We start from the raw sequence: 17,042 nt of genomic DNA, 5'->3' as shown, positions 1-17,042 counted from the left end.
CTCGCGGCAGCTCGCGCGCGGCGGCCCGCGGCGGCTCCCTCGGGTCACGGCTCCAGGGACAGCCCCAGCTTCGGCACGTCGGGCCGCTCGATCCCGAACACCTGCGCGTACAGCGACAGTTCCGCCTCCAGCGCCCGGACCATGGTCTCCGCGCGCCGGAAGCCGTGGCCCTCGCCCTCGAAGGTGAGGTACGCGTGCGGGACCGAGCGGCCGCGCAGCGCCGCGAGCAGCCGCTCCGCCTGGGCCGGCGGGCAGATCGGGTCGTCCAGCCCCTGGAGCAGGACGAACGGCGCGGTGATCCGGTCGGCGCGGGCCACCGGGGAGCGCTCGCGGCCGCGCACGGCCAGGGTCTGCGGCGGACCGGCCAGGCTGTCGATGTAGCGGGACTCCAGGTCGTGGGTCTCCTCGGCGAAGGCGATCAGGTCCAGCACCGGATAGCTGATCGTCCCGCAGGCGTACACGTCGGTGGCGGCCAGCGAGGCCGCGGCCGTCCAGCCGCCCGCGCTGCCGCCGCGGATCGCGAGCCGGGCCGGGTCGGCCGTCCCCTCGGCGGCCAGCGCGCGGGCGACGGCCGCGCAGTCCTCCACGTCCACGACGCCCCACTGCTCGCGCAGCCGCTCGCGGTAGGCGCGCCCGTAGCCCGTCGAGCCGCCGTAGTTCACCTCGACCACGCCGATGCCGCGCGAGGTGAAGTAGGCGATGTGCAGGTCCAGTACGGGCGGTACGTGGTCGGTGGGACCGCCGTGCGCCCACACCACGTACGGGGGCAGTTCGTCCGCCGGGGCCCGTACCGCGGGGTGGTGCGGCGGGTAGACGTGGGCGTGCACCTCCCGGCCGCCCGGACCGAGGAAGGTGCGGCTCTGCGGCTCCGGGTAGTGGGCCGGGTCCACGGGGTCGGCGGCCGGGGCGCCGACGACCCGGGCGTGGCCCGTCCCGGTGTCCAGCTCCACCACCTCGTAGCCGCTGCGCGGGCTGGCTGCCACCCCGTACACCCGCGGCCCGCTGACGGCCAGGGTGGGCTGCCAGGCCGTCCACGGCCCGGCGGCGTCCACCAGGTCGCCGCTCTCCGGGTCGAGCACGCCGAGCACCGCGGAGCCCTGCCCGTGCAGGACGGCGATCAGCCCGTCGGGCAGCGGCGCCAGCCAGCGGAGCCCCGGCTTCCACAGCGCGCCGCCGAACTCCTCTTCCCGGGGGCACAGGTTGACCGCCCCGCCGGTCGCCGGGTCCACCCGGTACGGGTTCCACCAGCCGCCGCGGTCGCTCACCGCGAGGAGGGTCCCGTCGGGCGCCCACTCCACCTGGGCCACCGCCTCGTCGGGGCCGCCGAGCACGGTACGGGCCGGGCCGAGCTCCCCGGCCGCGCTGACCTCGGCGAGCAGCAGTTCGGTGCCCTCCCACGGCATCCGGGGGTGGTCCCACACCAGCCGGGCCGCGTACCGGCCGTCCGGGGACAGCCGGGGACCGGTGCTGAACCGGTGCCGGTCGTCCGTCAGCTCCCGTACGAGGGACCGCGCTTCGGCCGCCGACCCGTCCAGCGGCACGGCGGCGAGCACCCGGCGCACATCGGTCGGCGCGGGCCCGGTGAACTCTTCCAGCACGCACCAGACCTCCTCGCCCCGCAGCACCGGGTCGGCCCAGCGCAGCCCGCCGCCGACGGCGGAGAGCGGGGTCAGCGGGCGCGGCCCGGCGCCCTCGGGGGCGTCCGGCTCGTACGCGTACAGCCGCTGGTCGGCGAAGTGCACGAAGACCAGCAGCGGGCCGCCTTCGGCCCGCGGGGCCCCGGCCCAGGGCAGGCCGCCGTACTCGGTGACCCGGCTGCGCACGTTCCACGGCGCGGGCAGCACCGAGGCCCCGGGGCCGCCGCCGGCCGGCCGGCGCACCAGGGTGCGGCGCCCGGACTCCTGCGGGCGGGGCTCGGTCCACCACAGCTCGGGGCCGACCGCGCCGAGGTACTCGGGGCGTCCGTCGAGGGAGGCGGCGAGTCCGGCGTCGATGGGCGAGGGCCAGGTCCCGTAGGGCCGCGTGGTCGCCGCGGCGCCGGCCGGCAGGGCCATCACAGGGTCCGCAGCGCGTGGTCGAGGACGCGGACGCCGAAGTGCAGGGCGTCCACCGGGACCCGCTCGTCCACGCCGTGGAAGAGGGACCAGTAGTCGAAGCCGGGCGGCAGCCTGAGCGGCGAGAAGCCGTAGCCGGTGATCCCGAGGCGGGAGAACTGCTTGGCGTCGGTGCCGCCCGCCATGCAGAACGGCACCACGCGCGCCCCGGGGTCGAAGCGCTCCACCGACTCGCGCAGGACGGCGTACGTCCGCCCGTCCACCGGGGCTTCGAGGGCCACCTCCCGGTGGTGGAACTCCCAGCGCACGTCGGGGCCGGTGAGCTCGTCGAGGGTGGCGATGAACTCGGCCTCGCCGCCCGGCAGCATCCGGCCGTCCACGTGGGCGGTGGCCTCCCCGGGGATCACGTTGAGCTTGTAACCGGCGCTGAGCATCGTCGGGTTGGCGCTGTTGCGTACCGTCGCCTCGACGAGGACGGCGGCCGGTCCGAGCTTGTCGAGGAACCCGTCGAGGTCGAAGTCCCGTGCGCGCGGGTCGACCGACAGGCCCTGCTGGGCGGCGAGTTCGGTGAGGCAGGCGGCGACGGTGCCGGTGAGCCGCACCGGCCATTCGTACGCGCCGATCCGGGACACGGCGGCCGCGAGCCGGGTGACCGCGTTGGCCCGGTTGGGCTTGGAGCCGTGCCCGACGGTGCCGCGCGCGGTCAGCTTCAGCCAGGCGGTGCCGCGTTCACCGGCGGCGATGGGGTAGAGCGCCCGGCCCGGGGCGGGGTGCAGGGTGAAGGCGCCGGATTCGCCGAGGCCCTCCGTACAGCCCTCGAAGAGGTGCGGGTGCCGGTCGGCGAGGAAGCCCGAGCCGTCGACCGCGCTGTCCTCCTCGTCGGCGGTGTAGGCGATCACGACGTCCCGGCGCGGCCGTACGCCCCGGCGGGCCCAGGCCCGGACGACGGCCAGCACCATCGCGTCCATGTTCTTCATGTCCACGGCCCCGCGGCCCCAGACCACCCCGTCCCGGACCTCCCCGGAGAAGGGGTGCACGCTCCATTCGGCGGCCTCGGCGGGCACGACGTCGAGGTGGCCGTGGACGAGGAGGGCCTCGGCGGCGGGGTCGGTGCCCTCGATGCGGGCCACCACGTTGGTGCGGCCCGGGGTGCGCTCCAGCAGGACCGGTTCCAGCCCGGCGCCGGCGAGCCGCTCGGCGACGTACTCGGCGGCGGGCCGCTCCCGGCAGTCGCCGCCGCCCCGGTTGGTCGTGTCGATCCGGATCAGCCCGGAGGTGAACTCGACCGCCTCGTCGAACGCCGCCGCGTCGAGTGCCGCGCCGGCGGAGCCATCCGTTGGGTGCATGTCATCCATATTGCTCCTCCACGGCGTTCGAGACGACCGTCGTGACCGCCTTGAAGGCCCGGATCCCCTCGTACATCGTCTCGCTGGTGTACGCGACCCGGCGCTCCCCGCTGCGTTCGACGCCGGGGACCACGGTCGCGGCCAGCGTCAGGTGCTCGGCGTCGAACTCGACCTCGACGGTGAACGGGCCCGCGTACAGGGGTTCGTGACGGACCGCCAGCGCGGTTGCCTGCTGGGCGGCGGCCCGGATGTCGGCGGCCGTACGGGCGGGGGTGCGGCAGACGGCCGCGTAGCGCGAGACGTGGTCCTTGACGGCGACGGTCACCGCGTCCGGGGCGTAGCCGGCGGCGTCCATGCAGGTCAGGTCGTCGCCGGTGACCAGGACGACCGGGACGCCGTACTCGGCGACGACATGGGCGTTGAGCAGGCCCTCGCTCGCCCGGACCCCGTTGACCCAGACCCCGGTGATGGAATTGGCGAGGTAGGTGTGGGCGAGGACTCCCTCGGCGCCGGCGCCGGTGTGGTAGCCGACGAAGGCGACGCCGTCGACGTCACCGTGCTGGACGCCCTCGACCATGGAGAGGGTCTTGTGGCGGCCGGTGAGCAGTTCCGCCCGCGCGTCCAGCTTCTCCAGCAGCAGGTTGCGCATGGTCCAGTGCGCTTCGTTGATGAGGACCTCGTCGGCGCCGCCGTCGAAGAAGCCGAGGACGGCGGCGTTCACGTCGGAGGTGAACAGGCCCCGGCAGCGCTCCCACTGGGAGGCTCCGGGGATCACGTCCTCGGGCCAGGTGACGCCCGTGGCGCCTTCCATGTCGGCGGAGATGAGGATCTTCATCGGGCCCCCAGGCGGTCGGCTGCGCGCGGCGCGGACGACACGGACGGGTGCCGTCCACGCAGATCCCCACCCTAGGTCCTGCCCGGGCGGACGTCGCGGGCCCACGCCGTCCGACGGCCCGGCGGCCCGGCGGCCCGGCCGGGAAGTCCACCCGATCCGGTGAGCCGGCCCCGTACCGTCACCGCCCGGCGCCGGGGCGGCCGCCGGGCGGGGCCGGGGCGGGCTCGGTCAGGCCTCGACTTCGGTGGCCAGGTTGGCCAGCAGCGTGTCGTAGATCCGGCCGAGGCCCTTGGGCGCGAAGGTGCGCTCGAAGAAGCCTCCGATGCCGCCGGCGCCGTTCCACACGGTGGTGACCACGGCCTTGGACTTGCCCTCGCCGGCCGGGGTGACGACCCAGGTGGTGACCATCGAGGAGTTGCGGTCCTTCTCCACCAGCTGGCCGTCGGTGGGCTCGGTGACCTCCAGAAGGCAGTCGCGGACGCGCTTGCTGGTGGCCTGGAGCTTCCAGTGGACGAGGGTGCCCTCGCCGTCGCCGCCCTCGCGCACCTCGTACTCGCTGAAGTGCTCGGGGAGCAGCTTCCCCCGGGTCCCGGCGTAGTCCGCGAGCGCGTCGAACACCGTCTCCGCGTCGGCCGCGATGATCCGCTCCGTGGTGGCCTCGACCTGCGCCATGGCTGTTCCTCCAGCAGTTGTTCTCGCTCGTCGGCCGCAAGCCAACCACCTCCGGGGCGGGCGCCCAAATCCGGGTCACGCGCGGGACCTGACGCGGCGTGCGACGACCGCCGCACGATCATGGGAACGTTTGTTCTATTCTCGGTCGGAGCTACCGAGGGAGGCGCTCATGCGCTGGGACAATCTGACCGACGGGACCGAGGAGAGGACGGGAGCGCTCTTCGGGGCCGGGTCCGTCGTCACCCGCACCTTCGACACTCCCGAGTTCCGCGGCATCACCTTCCACGAGGTCCGGGCCCGCTCCGCCTTGAACCGGGTGCCCGGCGCCTCGCGGATGCCGTTCGAATGGACGGTGAACCCGTACCGGGGGTGCAGCCACGCCTGCGTGTACTGCTTCGCCCGCAAGACGCACGGCTACCTCGACCTCGACACCGGCATCGGCTTCGACTCCCAGATCGTCGTCAAGACCAACGCCCCCGAGCTGCTGCGCAAGGAGCTCGGCGCGCCCCGCTGGAGCGGCGCGCACATCGCCATGGGCACCAACGTCGACTGCTACCAGCGCGCCGAGGGCCGCTACCGGCTGATGCCCGGGATCATCGAGGCGCTGCGCGACCGCGCCAACCCCTTCTCCATCCTCACCAAGGGCACGCTGATCCTGCGCGACCTCCCCCTCCTGCGGCAGGCCGCCGAGGTCACCGACATCGGCGTCTCGGTCTCCGTCGGCTTCACCGACACCGCCCTGTGGCGGACCGTGGAGCCCGGTGCGCCCTCCCCCGCGAGCCGGCTGAACGCGGTACGGACCCTCACCGACGCCGGGATCGAGTGCGGGGTGCTGATGGCCCCCGTCATCCCCTTCCTCGGGGACGCGCCGGAGCAGCTGCGGACCACCGTCCGGGCGGTCGCGGAGTCCGGCGCGACCTCCGTGACACCCCTGGTACTCCATCTGCGGCCCGGGGCGCGGGAGTGGTTCACGGCCTGGCTGGGCAGCCACCACCCGCACCTGGTGGAGCGGTACGAGCGGATGTACGCGGGCGGCTCCTACGCGCCCACCTGGTACCAGCGGCAGATCACCCGCCAAGTCCACGAACTCGCGGCCGAATTCGGCATCGGGCCGTCCCGGCGCGGCGCCTCCCGCCGGGCCCTCGTCCCCGAGCGCCCGGCCGGGGCCGCGCCCGCCGGACCGACCCAGCTCACCCTCCTGTGAGCGCGGCCGGCGGGAGACGGGTCATCACATCGGGCCAATAGGAGGCACAATCCCGCCTTCGCGGCGCCGGTTCCGGGACGATTCCGCCCAGAACCCTCGGCTGGGAGGCCCTCATGCTCCGCTCCACGAACCGCCCCGTCACCAAGCGCGCCGCCGTCCTCGTGTCGGTCTCCGTCGCCACCGTCGCCGCGACCCTGGCGAGCCCCGCCAGCGTCACGGCCGCCGCCGCCCCGCCGGGCGCGAAGGCCGCCTCGGTCAGCTGGACGGGCTGCTCGACGCCCCGCTACCCCACCCTCCAGTGCGCCTCCCTCAAGGTCCCGCTCGACCACGACCGGCCGGGCGGGCGGCAGATCACCCTCGCCCTGACCCGCGTCCCGCACACCGCCGCCACCTCGCAAGGGCCACTGCTGGTCAACCCCGGCGGCCCCGGCGGCAGCGGGCGCGGCCTCGCCGGGTACGTCGCCGCGACGCTGCCGAAGGACGTCGCCGCCCAGTTCGACGTGATCGGCTTCGACCCGCGGGGCGTCGGCAAGAGCGAGCCCGTCCTGAACTGCGGCGCGAACCACTTCGCCCCCGTACGGCCGGATTCCGTGCCGCGTGACCCGCGGACCGAGGAGGCCAACCTGGACCGGGTCAAGGCCTTCACCGAGTCCTGCCGGAGCAAGCACGCGGACGTCCTCCCGTACATCGGCACGGTCTCCGCCGCCCGGGACCTGGAGGCGCTGCGCACCGCGCTGGGCGCGCCGAAGATCAGCTACTTCGGCTACTCGTACGGGACCTATCTGGGCGCCGTGTACGCCCGGCTCCACCCGGCCCGGGTGCACCGGCTCGTCCTGGACTCCGTGGTGGACCCGAGCGGGGTCTGGTACGAGGACAACCTCGCCCAGGACCAGGCCTTCGACGCCCGCCACAAGGCGTTCCTGGCCTGGGTGGCCCAGTACGACGAGAAGTACCGCCTCGGCACCGACCCGGCGCGGGTGGAGAACCTCTGGTACGCGATGCGCGAGGCGCTGCGCGAGAGCCCGGCCGGGGGCAAGGTGGGCCCGTCCGAGCTGGAGGACACGTACATGCCGGGCGGCTACTACAACGGCTACTGGCCGAACCTGGCGGAGGCCTTCTCGGCGTACGCGGTGGAGAACGACCCGAAGCCGCTGGTGGCGGCGTACGAGCGGTTCGGGGCGGTGGAGCCCTCGGCGGGCAACAGCTACAGCGTGTACTCGGCGGTGCAGTGCCGGGACTCGGCCTGGCCGAAGGACTGGAACACCTGGCGCGCGGACATGTGGGCGACGCACGCCAAGGCGCCCTTCATGACCTGGAACAACGCCTGGTACAACGCGCCGTGCGCGTTCTGGCCGACGGAGCCGCTGGCGGCGCCGGACGTGACCAACGCCGACCTCCCGCCCGCCCTGCTGCTCCAGGCGACGCAGGACGCGGCGACGCCGTTCGGGGGCGCGCTGACGATGAAGGAGAAGCTGAAGGGCGCGGCGCTGGTGGTCGAGGAGGGCGGCGGCAACCACGGGATCTCGCTGGCGGGCAACAAGTGCCTGGACGAGAAGGTGTCGGCGTACCTGCGCACCGGGAAGGCCGCGGACGCCACCTGCGCCGCCCAGCCGGCCCCGAAGCCGGCGGCGCTGACCCGGGCGGTCCCGGCCTCGGCGGGCGGCGCGGCCCTCCACGGCCTGCTGGGGTTCCGCGGCTGACGGACTCCGGGCGAGGATCGGGGCAGTGCGCCCTCGACGAGAAGGGTGAGGTGGCGGGCGCGGGCGACGCCGCCGCCCAGGCCCGGCAGGTGGAGGTCGAGGCCTTCGCGATCGTCCCGGCGCGGCCGGAGCCGGGGCCGGGTTCGGCGCCGGGGCCGGATCAGGCCTGAGGCCGGGACAGCCCGCGCAGGGCGTCCGTCGCCGCCACCGCCAGCCGGGGGTGGGACTGGGCGCGGACGAGGACCTCGCGGGCGCGGGGGTCGGCGAGGGCGCCGAGGCCCTCGACGCAGGCCAGGGCGACGCGCCAGTACGGGTCGTTCGGGGCCAGCAGCCGCGACAGGGTGGCGATGAGGGCCGGCGCCGACTCCGGTGCGCGCAGGGCGCTGAGCAGCCGGACCGGGTGCAGGGCGTAGGCGGTGCGCAGGCCGTTCGTCGCGAGGGCGGCCGCCGCGCGGGCGGTGCGGGGGTCGTCGAGCACGGCCAGGGCCGCCGCGGCGGCGGCGCAGCGCGGCGCGTCCCGGTGGTTCAGCAGCAGCACCAGCGGCTCGAAGGCCCGCCGGTCCCCGGCCAGCCCCAGCCGGTACGCGGCGAGTTCGCGGGCCCACAGCGGCCGCCCGGCCGAGGTCAGCGAGGCGGCCAGGGCGTCCGGGTCCGCCGTGAGCAGTTCCTCGTACTCCGTCGACTGTCCGGATTCGGTCCGCAGGCGCTCCAGCACGTCGTTCACGCGGCCACCCTAGGGCGACGGCGCCGGCGCCACGCCGGATTCTCCGAGATGGGTGACGCGCTCCCGTTGACGATCCGAGGGCTGATGATCGATGATCGATGATCGGTACATTTGGGCGGTACAGGTCACATCTCCGCGCCCTGGCGCGCCAGTTACCCGCGGGTTACGCTCGCTTCAACACGTACGGGGCCGGCCTGGTGACGCAGCCACCCCGTACCAGTCGGTTCGGTTCGGTACCAGCGATCCATCCAGGTACCGGTCTTCATGCGCTCGGCGCGATCCCCGGGACAGGGTCCGCCGTTCTCCGCCCCCTTTTTTCGGGCATTTTGTGCGGAATCTCAGGCCGCGTGCCGTGCAGCCGCGCGCCTCCCCCAGTCGTCACCCTCATTCACTGGAGTCCCGCGATGGACCGTCCGTCCAGTCAGTCCACCCTCCAGACCATCGCCGTCGTCGGCCTCGGCACGATGGGCACCGGCATCGCCGAGGTCCTCGCCCGAGCCGGCCGCGAGGTCATCGGCATCGACATCAGCGACACCGCCACCCGCCGCGCCACCGCCGCCCTCGCGGCCGCCACGGCCCGCTCCGTCACCAGGGAGCGCCTGACCGAGCAGGAGCGGGAGGGCGTGCTCGCCCGCTTCCGCACCTTCACCGAGCTGAGCGCCGCGGCCGACGCCGACCTCGTGATCGAGGTCGTCCCGGAGAACTACGAGATCAAGCAGCGGCTGTTCCGCGAACTCGACGCGATCGTCCGGCCCGACACCATCCTGGCCACCGGTACCAACGCCCTCTCGGTGACCCGTATGGCCGCCGAGTCGCAGCACCCCGAGCGGGTGCTGGGCCTGCACTTCTTCAACCCGGCCCCGGCGATGAAGCTGGTCGAGATCGTCTCCAGCGTCCTGACCGCGCCGCCGGCCGTCGAGGCGGTCACCGAGCTGGCCCGCGAGCTCGGCAAGGAGCCCGTCGCGGTCGGCGACCGGCCCGGTTTCGTCGCCGACGGCCTGCTCTTCGGCTACCTGAACCAGGCCGCCGCGATGTACGAGTCGAAGTACGCCTCCCGCGAGGACATCGACGCGGCGATGCGGCTCGGCTGCGGTCTGCCGATGGGCCCGCTCGCGCTGCTCGACCTGATCGGCGTGGACACGGCCCGTACCGTCCTGGAGGCCATGTACGCCTCCTCCGGCGACCGGCTGCACGCCCCGGCCCCGATCCTCGGCCACCTCGCCGAGGCCGGCCTGACCGGGCAGAAGTCCGGGCGCGGGTTCTACACGTACGAGGCCCCGGGCAGCACGGTGGTCGTCCGCGACCTCCAGACCCCGCTGGACGGGACCCTGCTGGGCGCGAGCCGCCCGGTCTCCTCGGTCGGCGTCGCCGGCTCCGGCACGATGGCGAGCGGTATCGCCCAGGTCTTCGCGCAGGCCGGCTACCCGGTCGTGCTGGCTGCCCGCAGCCAGGAGAAGGCCGATGCCGCGAAGGCCGCGATCGGCAAGTCCTTGGGCCGTGCGGTGTCCAAGGGCCGGCTGACCGAGGAGGCCGCGGCACACACCCTCGGCCTGATCACCCCGGCGGGCTCGCTCGACGCGTTCGCCGACGTGGACCTGGCCGTGGAGGCCGTCGCCGAGGACCTGGCGGTCAAGCAGGAGCTGTTCGCGGGCCTGGACAAGGTCTGCAAGCCGGGCGCGGTGCTGGCCACGACCACCTCCTCGCTGCCGGTGATCGCCGTCGCCCGGGCGACCTCGCGCCCGCACGACGTGATCGGCATGCACTTCTTCAACCCGGCGCCGGCCATGAAGCTGGTCGAGGTGGTCCGTACGGTCCTGACGGCCGACGACGTGCACGCCACGGTCCGCGAGGTCTGTGTGAAGGTGCGCAAGCACCCGGTGGACTGCGGGGACCGGGCGGGCTTCATCGTGAACGCGCTGCTGTTCCCGTACCTGAACAACGCGATCAAGATGGTCGAGCAGCACTACGCGGGGATCGACGAGATCGACGCCGCGATGAAGCTGGGCGGCGGCTACCCGATGGGTCCCTTCGAGCTCCTCGACGTGGTCGGCCTGGACGTGTCGCTGGCCATCGAGAAGGTCCTGCACCAGGAGTTCCGCGACCCGGGCCTGGCCCCGTCGGCGCTGCTGGAGCACCTGGTGGCGGCGGGCTGCCTGGGCCGGAAGACCGGCCGCGGATTCCGTGAGTACGCCCGCCGGTAAGCCGCGCCCCGCCCCAGAGGCGACCGAGCCGGATGCGTGGGGAGGGCTGCTCGGGTCCGCCGGACCCTCACGGCGGACGGGCCCTCCCGACGAGCACTGTGTGCCCAGTGCCGGCCCTCCCCCGCATCCACCCCTGTCCCGCCCCCCTCAGGCGCGCTCCCCGGCGCGAATGAAGTACTTTCGCTCTATGTCCCAGCCCGCCAAGTCCTCGCCCCGCGCCGCCACGGCTTCCGACTCCCAGGAGAGCCCGGCCGGCACCAAGGCGGCCGCACAGCGGCTCAAGATGCGCCGCGAGCTCGCCGCGGCCGCGATGGAGCTGTTCGCGACCAAGGGGTACGAGGCGACGACGGTCGACGAGATCGCCGCGACCGCCGGGGTCGCCCGCCGGACCTTCTTCCGGCACTTCCGCTCCAAGGAAGAGGCGATCTTCCCCGATCACGACGACACCCTGACCCGCGCCGAGGCGGTGCTGGACGTGGCCCCGGCGCACGAGCACCCGCTCGACACGGTGTGCCGCGGGATCAAGGAAGTCATGAAGATGTACGCCGCCTCGCCGGCGGTGTCGGTGGAGCGCTACCGGCTCACCCGCGAGGTGCCGGCGCTGCGGGAGCGGGAGATCGCCTCGGTGGCCCGGTACGAGCGGCTGTTCACCCGCTACCTGCTGGCCCACTTCGACGAGCAGGACCACCACGACGGCAACGACGATCCGCTGCTGGCCGAGGTGGCCGCCTCCGCGGTCGTCACGGCGCACAACCACGTGCTGCGGCGCTGGCTGCGGGCGGGCGGCCAGGGGGACGTGGAGGCGGAGCTGGACCACGCCTTCTCGATCGTGCGCAAGACCTTCGGCTCGGGGATCGGCGCGGGCCGCACCCAGAACGCGGCGGCGGCCCCGGCCGCGCCGGCGGAGGTCCGTACGCGGGGCGAGGTACTGGTGGCGGTGGCCCGTACGGACGCCCCGCTGGACGAGGTCATGCGGACCATCGAGGAAGCACTGAGGAACAAGCAGTAGTCACGCACGTCACAGCGGCCGCTCCCGTCCAGGGGGCGGCCGCTTTCGTTTGTCCGACTTGCCCCTACTCATCGGTAACTCTGATCGATCATCGCTCATCTGCGCAGGTCAATCGGCAAATGAGAGAAAGTTTTGGCACGCGGTGCCTTGCTGAGTGACACGGGGTGCCATACGTTGAATGTGTCCGGACGTCCCCGCGACCCCCGCCCTACCCGGTGGTGGGACGCGCCCCGGATGCCTGCGTCACCAGGCCTGGGCACGCGCCCCACCACAGGCGTCGCCCGCTCCACGCTCCGCCGATCCGACGGCACCTCGCAGCACCACACCAGATCCGAACGCACTCGCGTATCCCTCAGCGCACCCTCAGCGCTCGCCGGAGGCACACCGTGAAGGACATCCTGGACGCGATCCAGTCGCAGGCCGCCACCACCGACGACTTCGCGGCCCTGCCGCTCCCCGACTCCTACCGCGCGATCACCGTGCACAAGGACGAGGCGGAGATGTTCGCGGGGCTCACCACCCGCGAGAAGGACCCCCGCAAGTCCCTGCACCTCGACCAGGTCCCGGTCCCCGAACTCGGCCCGGGCGAGGCCCTGGTGGCCGTCATGGCCTCCTCGGTCAACTACAACTCGGTCTGGACGTCGATCTTCGAGCCGGTGTCGACCTTCAGCTTCCTGGAGCGTTACGGCAAGCTGAGCGACCTCAGCAAGCGCCACGACCTCCCGTACCACGTCATCGGCTCCGACCTCGCGGGCGTCGTGCTGCGCACCGGCCCCGGCGTCAACTCCTGGAAGCCGGGCGACGAGGTCGTCGCCCACTGCCTCTCGGTCGAGCTGGAGTCCTCCGACGGCCACAACGACACGATGCTCGACCCCGAGCAGCGCATCTGGGGCTTCGAGACCAACTTCGGCGGCCTGGCGGAGATCGCCCTCGTCAAGTCGAACCAGCTGATGCCCAAGCCCGACCACCTCAGCTGGGAGGAGGCCGCCTCCCCCGGCCTGGTCAACTCCACCGCCTACCGCCAGCTGGTCTCCCGCAACGGCGCCGGCATGAAGCAGGGCGACAACGTCCTGATCTGGGGCGCCAGCGGCGGCCTCGGCTCGTACGCCACCCAGTTCGCCCTGGCCGGCGGCGCCAACCCGATCTGTGTCGTCTCCAGCGAGCAGAAGGCGGAGATCTGCCGGAAGATGGGCGCGACCTCGATCATCGACCGCAATGCCGAGGGCTACACGTTCTGGAAGGACGAACACACCCAGGACCCCAAGGAGTGGAAGCGCTTCGGCAAGCGCATCCGCGAGCTGACCGGCGGCGAGGACATCGACATCGTCTTCGAGCACCCCGGCCGCGAGACCTTCGGCGCGAGCGTCTACGTCACCCGCAAGGGCGGCACCATCACCACCTGCGCCTCGACCTCGGGCTACATGCACGAGTACGACAACCGCTACCTGTGGATGTCGCTCAAGCGGATCATCGGCTCGCACTTCGCGAACTACCGCGAGGCCTGGGAGGCCAACCGCCTGATCTCGAAGGGCAAGATCCACCCCACCCTCTCGAAGGTCTACTCCCTGGAGGAGACCGGCCAGGCCGCGTACGACGTCCACCGCAACCTCCACCAGGGCAAGGTCGGCGTCCTGGCGCTGGCGCCCGAGGAGGGCCTGGGCGTGCGCGACCACGAGATGCGCGCGACGCACCTCGACGCGATCAACCGCTTCCGCAACGTCTGAGATCGTTCAAGGGCCAAAGGGACAGCCTGAGATGACAGAGCGCCAGAAAGACCGTCCGTGGCTCATGCGGACGTACGCCGGCCACTCCACGGCCGAGGCGTCCAACGAGCTGTACCGCCGCAACCTCGCCAAGGGCCAGACCGGCCTGTCGGTCGCGTTCGACCTGCCGACGCAGACCGGCTACGACCCCGACCACATCCTCGCCCGCGGCGAGGTCGGCCGGGTCGGGGTCCCGGTCTCCCATCTGGGCGACATGCGGCGGCTGTTCCAGGACATCCCCCTGGAGCAGATGAACACCTCGATGACGATCAACGCCACCGCCATGTGGCTGCTGGCGCTCTACCAGGTGGCAGCCGAGGAGCAGGGCGCGGACATCGCCCAGCTCCAGGGCACCACGCAGAACGACATCGTCAAGGAGTACCTCTCGCGCGGGACGCACGTCTTCCCGCCCGGGCCCTCGCTCCGCCTGACGACGGACATGATCGCGTACACGGTCAACCACATCCCGAAGTGGAACCCGATCAACATCTGCTCGTACCACCTCCAGGAGGCCGGGGCCACCCCGGTCCAGGAGATCTCGTACGCGATGTCGACCGCGATCGCCGTGCTCGACTCGGTGCGCGACTCGGGGCAGGTGCCCGAGGAGCGCTTCGGCGAAGTGGTCGCCCGCATCTCGTTCTTCGTGAACGCGGGCGTCCGCTTCATCGAGGAGATGTGCAAGATGCGCGCCTTCGGCCGCATCTGGGACAAGGTCACCCGCGAGCGCTACGGCATCGAGAACGACAAGCAGCGCCGCTTCCGGTACGGCGTCCAGGTCAACTCGCTCGGCCTGACCGAGGCGCAGCCGGAGAACAACGTCCAGCGCATCGTCCTGGAGATGCTGGCGGTCACCCTCTCCAAGGACGCCCGCGCCCGCGCCGTTCAGCTGCCGGCCTGGAACGAGGCGCTGGGCCTGCCCCGGCCCTGGGACCAGCAGTGGTCGCTGCGCATCCAGCAGGTCCTGGCGCACGAGAGCGACCTGCTGGAGTACGAGGACATCTTCGCCGGATCCCACGTCATCGAGGCCAAAGTCGACTCCCTGGTCGCCGACTGCCTGGCCGAGATCGACCGGATCCAGGAGATGGGCGGCGCGATGGCCGCCGTCGAGTCCGGGTACCTCAAGTCCCAGCTGGTCTCCTCGCACGCCGAGCGGCGCGCCCGGATCGAGGCCGGCGAGGACAAGATCGTCGGCGTCAACTGCTACCAGCAGACCGAGGAGAACCCCCTCACCGCCGACCTGGACGGCGCCATCATGACGGTCGACGCGGCCGTCGAGGCGCTGACCGTGGAGCGCATCGGCCGCTGGCGCGCCGAGCGCCAGGAGTCCTCGGACCGGCAGGGGGACGGGGACCCGTTCGTCTTCCCGACGGTGATGCAGGCCCTGGACCGGCTGAAGGAGGCCGCGGCCGGGACCGAGAACCTGATGGAGGCCACCCTGGAGTGCGCCCGGGCCGGTGTCACCACCGGCGAGTGGTCGAGCGCCCTGCGCGAGGTGTTCGGCGAGTTCCGCGCCCCGACCGGGGTCTCCTCCGCCCCGGTGGCCGTCACCGCCGAGGAGGGCACGCCGATGGCCCTGGTCCGCGCGAAGGTCTCCCGTACCGCCGAGGACCTGGGCTCCGGGCGGCTGCGGCTGCTGGTCGGCAAGCCCGGCCTGGACGGGCATTCCAACGGCGCCGAACAGATCGCCGTGCGGGCCCGTGACGCCGGCTTCGAGGTGGTCTACCAGGGCATCCGGCTGACGCCCGAGGAGATCTCGACGGCGGCGCTGGCCGAGGACGTCCACTGCGTGGGACTGTCCATCCTGTCCGGGTCGCACAGCGCGCTCGTCCCGGACGTGCTGGAACGCCTCCGCGCGGCGGGGGCGGGTGACATACCCGTCGTCCTCGGCGGCATCATTCCGAATGCCGACGCCATCGCGCTCAAGGCGGCCGGAGTCGCGGCCGTCTTCACACCCAAGGACTTCGGTATCACGGAGATCATCGGCCGTATCGTCGACGAGATCCGGAAAGCGAACAAGCTCGACCCTCTGGAGGTCCCCGCATGACCACGCCCTCGTCCCCGGTCAACCGGCTGCGGCCGCGCCGCTCCTGCCTCGCGGTTCCCGGCTCGAACCCGCGGTTCCTGGAGAAGGCCCAGGGCCTGCCGGCCGACCAGGTCTTCCTCGACCTGGAGGACGCCTGCGCCCCGCTCGCCAAGGAAGGCGCCCGCCACACGATCGTGGACGCGCTGAACAACGGCGACTGGACGGGCAAGACCCGGGTCGTGCGCGTCAACGACTGGACCACGCACTGGACGTACCGGGACGTCATCACGGTCGTCGAGGGCGCCGGCCAGAACCTCGACTGCATCATGCTGCCGAAGGTCCAGGACGCCCAGCAGGTCGTGGCGCTGGACCTGCTGCTGACCCAGATCGAGAAGACCATGGGCTTCGAGGTCGGCAAGATCGGCATCGAGGCGCAGATCGAGAACGCCAAGGGCCTGGTCAACGTCGACGCGATCGCCGCCGCCTCGCCGCGGCTGGAGACCATCATCTTCGGGCCGGCCGACTTCATGGCCTCCATCAACATGAAGTCCCTGGTCGTGGGCATGCAGCCGCCCGGCTACCCGGCGGACGCCTACCACTACATCCTGATGCGGATCCTGATGGCGGCCCGCACGCACGACCTCCAGGCGATCGACGGCCCCTTCCTGCAGATCCGCGACGTGGACGCGTACCGCGAGGTGGCCGGCCGGGCGGCGGCGCTGGGCTTCGACGGCAAGTGGGTGCTGCACCCGGGCCAGGTCGACGCGGCGAACGAGGTCTTCTCGCCCTCCCAGGAGGACTACGACCACGCCGAGCTGATCCTCGACGCCTACGACTGGTGCACCTCCGAGGCCGGCGGCAAGAAGGGCTCGGCGATGCTCGGCGACGAGATGATCGACGAGGCCAGCCGCAAGATGGCCCTGGTCATCGCGGGCAAGGGCCGCGCGGCCGGGATGCGGCGCACCACCAAGTTCGAGATCCCGGAGGCCTAGGACCATGCAGTTCGGACGCACGTACGAAGAGTTCGAGGTCGGCGCGGTCTACAAGCACTGGCCCGGGAAGACGGTCACGGAGTACGACGACCACCTCTTCTGTCTGCTGACCATGAACCACCACCCGCTCCACATGGACAGCAACTACGCCGAGAACACGACCGACTTCGGCAAGAACGTGGTCGTGGGCAATTACATCTATTCCCTGCTGCTCGGCATGTCGGTGCCGGACGTCTCCGGGAAGGCCATCGCCAACCTGGAGATCGAGTCCCTGCGGCACGTGGCGCCCACCTTCCACGGCGACACGATCTACGGCGAGACCACGGTCCTCGACAAGACCCCGTCGAAGTCGAAGAACGACCGCGGCATCGTCTACGTGGAGACCAAGGGCTACAAGCAGGACGGCACCCTCGTCTGCGTCTTCCGGCGCAAGGTGATGGTCCCGACCGAGACGTACATCAAGGAGCGCGGCGGCGAACAGCCCGGCCGCCCGCAGCTGAAGGAACAGGGGAAGTAGCC

The 17,042-nt window shown here is 72.3% G+C and carries 13 protein-coding genes; 8 read left to right on the top strand and 5 right to left on the bottom strand.

Annotated features, from left to right (window positions below):
- Positions 1-44: 44 nt before the first annotated feature.
- The 4 genes from EES41_RS28835 to EES41_RS28820 all read right to left on the bottom strand — a co-directional run bounded on the left by EES41_RS28835 (position 45) and on the right by EES41_RS28820 (position 4,907).
- A complete protein-coding gene (locus EES41_RS28835; protein ID WP_123080949.1) occupies positions 45-2,054 on the bottom strand; it encodes a prolyl oligopeptidase family serine peptidase in 2,010 nt (669 codons plus the stop codon).
- Positions 2,054-3,400 (bottom strand): M20/M25/M40 family metallo-hydrolase, encoded by a 1,347-nt coding sequence (locus EES41_RS28830; RefSeq protein ID WP_254211594.1) that lies wholly within the window; start codon positions 3,398-3,400, stop codon positions 2,054-2,056. The genes EES41_RS28835 and EES41_RS28830 overlap by 1 nt, the downstream gene beginning before the upstream one ends.
- A gap of 1 nt (position 3,401) precedes the next feature.
- Positions 3,402-4,235, bottom strand: coding sequence for a M55 family metallopeptidase (locus EES41_RS28825; RefSeq protein ID WP_123080947.1), 834 nt, complete (start codon positions 4,233-4,235; stop codon positions 3,402-3,404).
- 228 nt (positions 4,236-4,463) lie between these two features.
- Entirely contained in the window at positions 4,464-4,907 is a 444-nt protein-coding gene (locus tag EES41_RS28820) for an SRPBCC family protein (RefSeq protein ID WP_008737888.1), read from the bottom strand.
- A gap of 169 nt (positions 4,908-5,076) precedes the next feature.
- Between EES41_RS28820 and EES41_RS28815 the strand changes: the two genes are divergently transcribed.
- Entirely contained in the window at positions 5,077-6,111 is a 1,035-nt protein-coding gene (locus EES41_RS28815; RefSeq protein ID WP_123080946.1) for an Rv2578c family radical SAM protein, read from the top strand.
- A 113-nt stretch (positions 6,112-6,224) separates the two neighbouring features.
- The gene (locus EES41_RS28810) at positions 6,225-7,811 is read left to right on the top strand and encodes an alpha/beta hydrolase (protein ID WP_123080945.1); all 1,587 of its coding nucleotides are present in this window, start codon (positions 6,225-6,227) and stop codon (positions 7,809-7,811) included.
- A gap of 160 nt (positions 7,812-7,971) precedes the next feature.
- Here the strand turns inward: EES41_RS28810 and EES41_RS28805 are convergent, their stop codons facing one another.
- Positions 7,972-8,535 carry an adenylosuccinate lyase gene (locus EES41_RS28805; RefSeq protein WP_123080944.1) on the bottom strand — a complete coding sequence of 188 codons (564 nt, stop codon included), beginning with the start codon at positions 8,533-8,535 and terminating at the stop codon, positions 7,972-7,974.
- 404 nt (positions 8,536-8,939) lie between these two features.
- Between EES41_RS28805 and EES41_RS28800 the strand changes: the two genes are divergently transcribed.
- The 6 genes from EES41_RS28800 to EES41_RS28775 all read left to right on the top strand — a co-directional run bounded on the left by EES41_RS28800 (position 8,940) and on the right by EES41_RS28775 (position 17,040).
- Positions 8,940-10,736, top strand: coding sequence for a 3-hydroxyacyl-CoA dehydrogenase family protein (locus EES41_RS28800; RefSeq protein WP_123080943.1), 1,797 nt, complete (start codon positions 8,940-8,942; stop codon positions 10,734-10,736).
- A gap of 187 nt (positions 10,737-10,923) precedes the next feature.
- A complete protein-coding gene (locus EES41_RS28795) occupies positions 10,924-11,745 on the top strand; it encodes a TetR family transcriptional regulator (protein WP_123080942.1) in 822 nt (273 codons plus the stop codon).
- 386 nt (positions 11,746-12,131) lie between these two features.
- Complete coding sequence (gene ccrA, locus EES41_RS28790; protein WP_123080941.1) at positions 12,132-13,469, top strand: crotonyl-CoA carboxylase/reductase; 1,338 nt, start codon at positions 12,132-12,134, stop codon at positions 13,467-13,469.
- 31 nt (positions 13,470-13,500) lie between these two features.
- Positions 13,501-15,552, top strand: a complete 2,052-nt coding sequence (locus tag EES41_RS28785) for a protein meaA (RefSeq protein ID WP_123080940.1) — start codon at positions 13,501-13,503, stop codon at positions 15,550-15,552.
- Positions 15,549-16,523, top strand: a complete 975-nt coding sequence (locus EES41_RS28780) for a CoA ester lyase (RefSeq protein ID WP_073772476.1) — start codon at positions 15,549-15,551, stop codon at positions 16,521-16,523. Before EES41_RS28785 ends, EES41_RS28780 begins: the two co-directional genes overlap by 4 nt.
- 4 nt (positions 16,524-16,527) lie before the next feature.
- Positions 16,528-17,040: a MaoC family dehydratase gene (locus EES41_RS28775; RefSeq protein ID WP_030155134.1), complete on the top strand. Its 513-nt coding sequence runs from the start codon at positions 16,528-16,530 to the stop codon at positions 17,038-17,040.
- Positions 17,041-17,042: the final 2 nt, after the last annotated feature.

Origin of the sequence: Streptomyces sp. ADI95-16 (assembly GCF_003721495.1) — a bacterium.
Lineage (GTDB): Bacteria > Actinomycetota > Actinomycetes > Streptomycetales > Streptomycetaceae > Streptomyces > Streptomyces goshikiensis.
This window is presented reverse-complemented; position numbering and strand designations above follow the sequence as displayed.

Excerpts from the sequence above, each read along its gene's own strand:
- EES41_RS28835 (WP_123080949.1), bottom strand. The coding sequence starts at position 2,054 with ATGGCCCTGCCGGCCGGCGCCGCGGCGACCACGCGGCCCTACGGGACC.
- EES41_RS28830 (WP_254211594.1), bottom strand. The coding sequence starts at position 3,400 with ATGCACCCAACGGATGGCTCCGCCGGCGCGGCACTCGACGCGGCGGCG.
- EES41_RS28825 (WP_123080947.1), bottom strand. The coding sequence starts at position 4,235 with ATGAAGATCCTCATCTCCGCCGACATGGAAGGCGCCACGGGCGTCACC.
- EES41_RS28820 (WP_008737888.1), bottom strand. The coding sequence starts at position 4,907 with ATGGCGCAGGTCGAGGCCACCACGGAGCGGATCATCGCGGCCGACGCG.
- EES41_RS28815 (WP_123080946.1), top strand. The coding sequence starts at position 5,077 with ATGCGCTGGGACAATCTGACCGACGGGACCGAGGAGAGGACGGGAGCG.
- EES41_RS28810 (WP_123080945.1), top strand. The coding sequence starts at position 6,225 with ATGCTCCGCTCCACGAACCGCCCCGTCACCAAGCGCGCCGCCGTCCTC.
- EES41_RS28800 (WP_123080943.1), top strand. The coding sequence starts at position 8,940 with ATGGACCGTCCGTCCAGTCAGTCCACCCTCCAGACCATCGCCGTCGTC.
- EES41_RS28795 (WP_123080942.1), top strand. The coding sequence starts at position 10,924 with ATGTCCCAGCCCGCCAAGTCCTCGCCCCGCGCCGCCACGGCTTCCGAC.
- EES41_RS28785 (WP_123080940.1), top strand. The coding sequence starts at position 13,501 with ATGACAGAGCGCCAGAAAGACCGTCCGTGGCTCATGCGGACGTACGCC.
- EES41_RS28780 (WP_073772476.1), top strand. The coding sequence starts at position 15,549 with ATGACCACGCCCTCGTCCCCGGTCAACCGGCTGCGGCCGCGCCGCTCC.
- EES41_RS28775 (WP_030155134.1), top strand. The coding sequence starts at position 16,528 with ATGCAGTTCGGACGCACGTACGAAGAGTTCGAGGTCGGCGCGGTCTAC.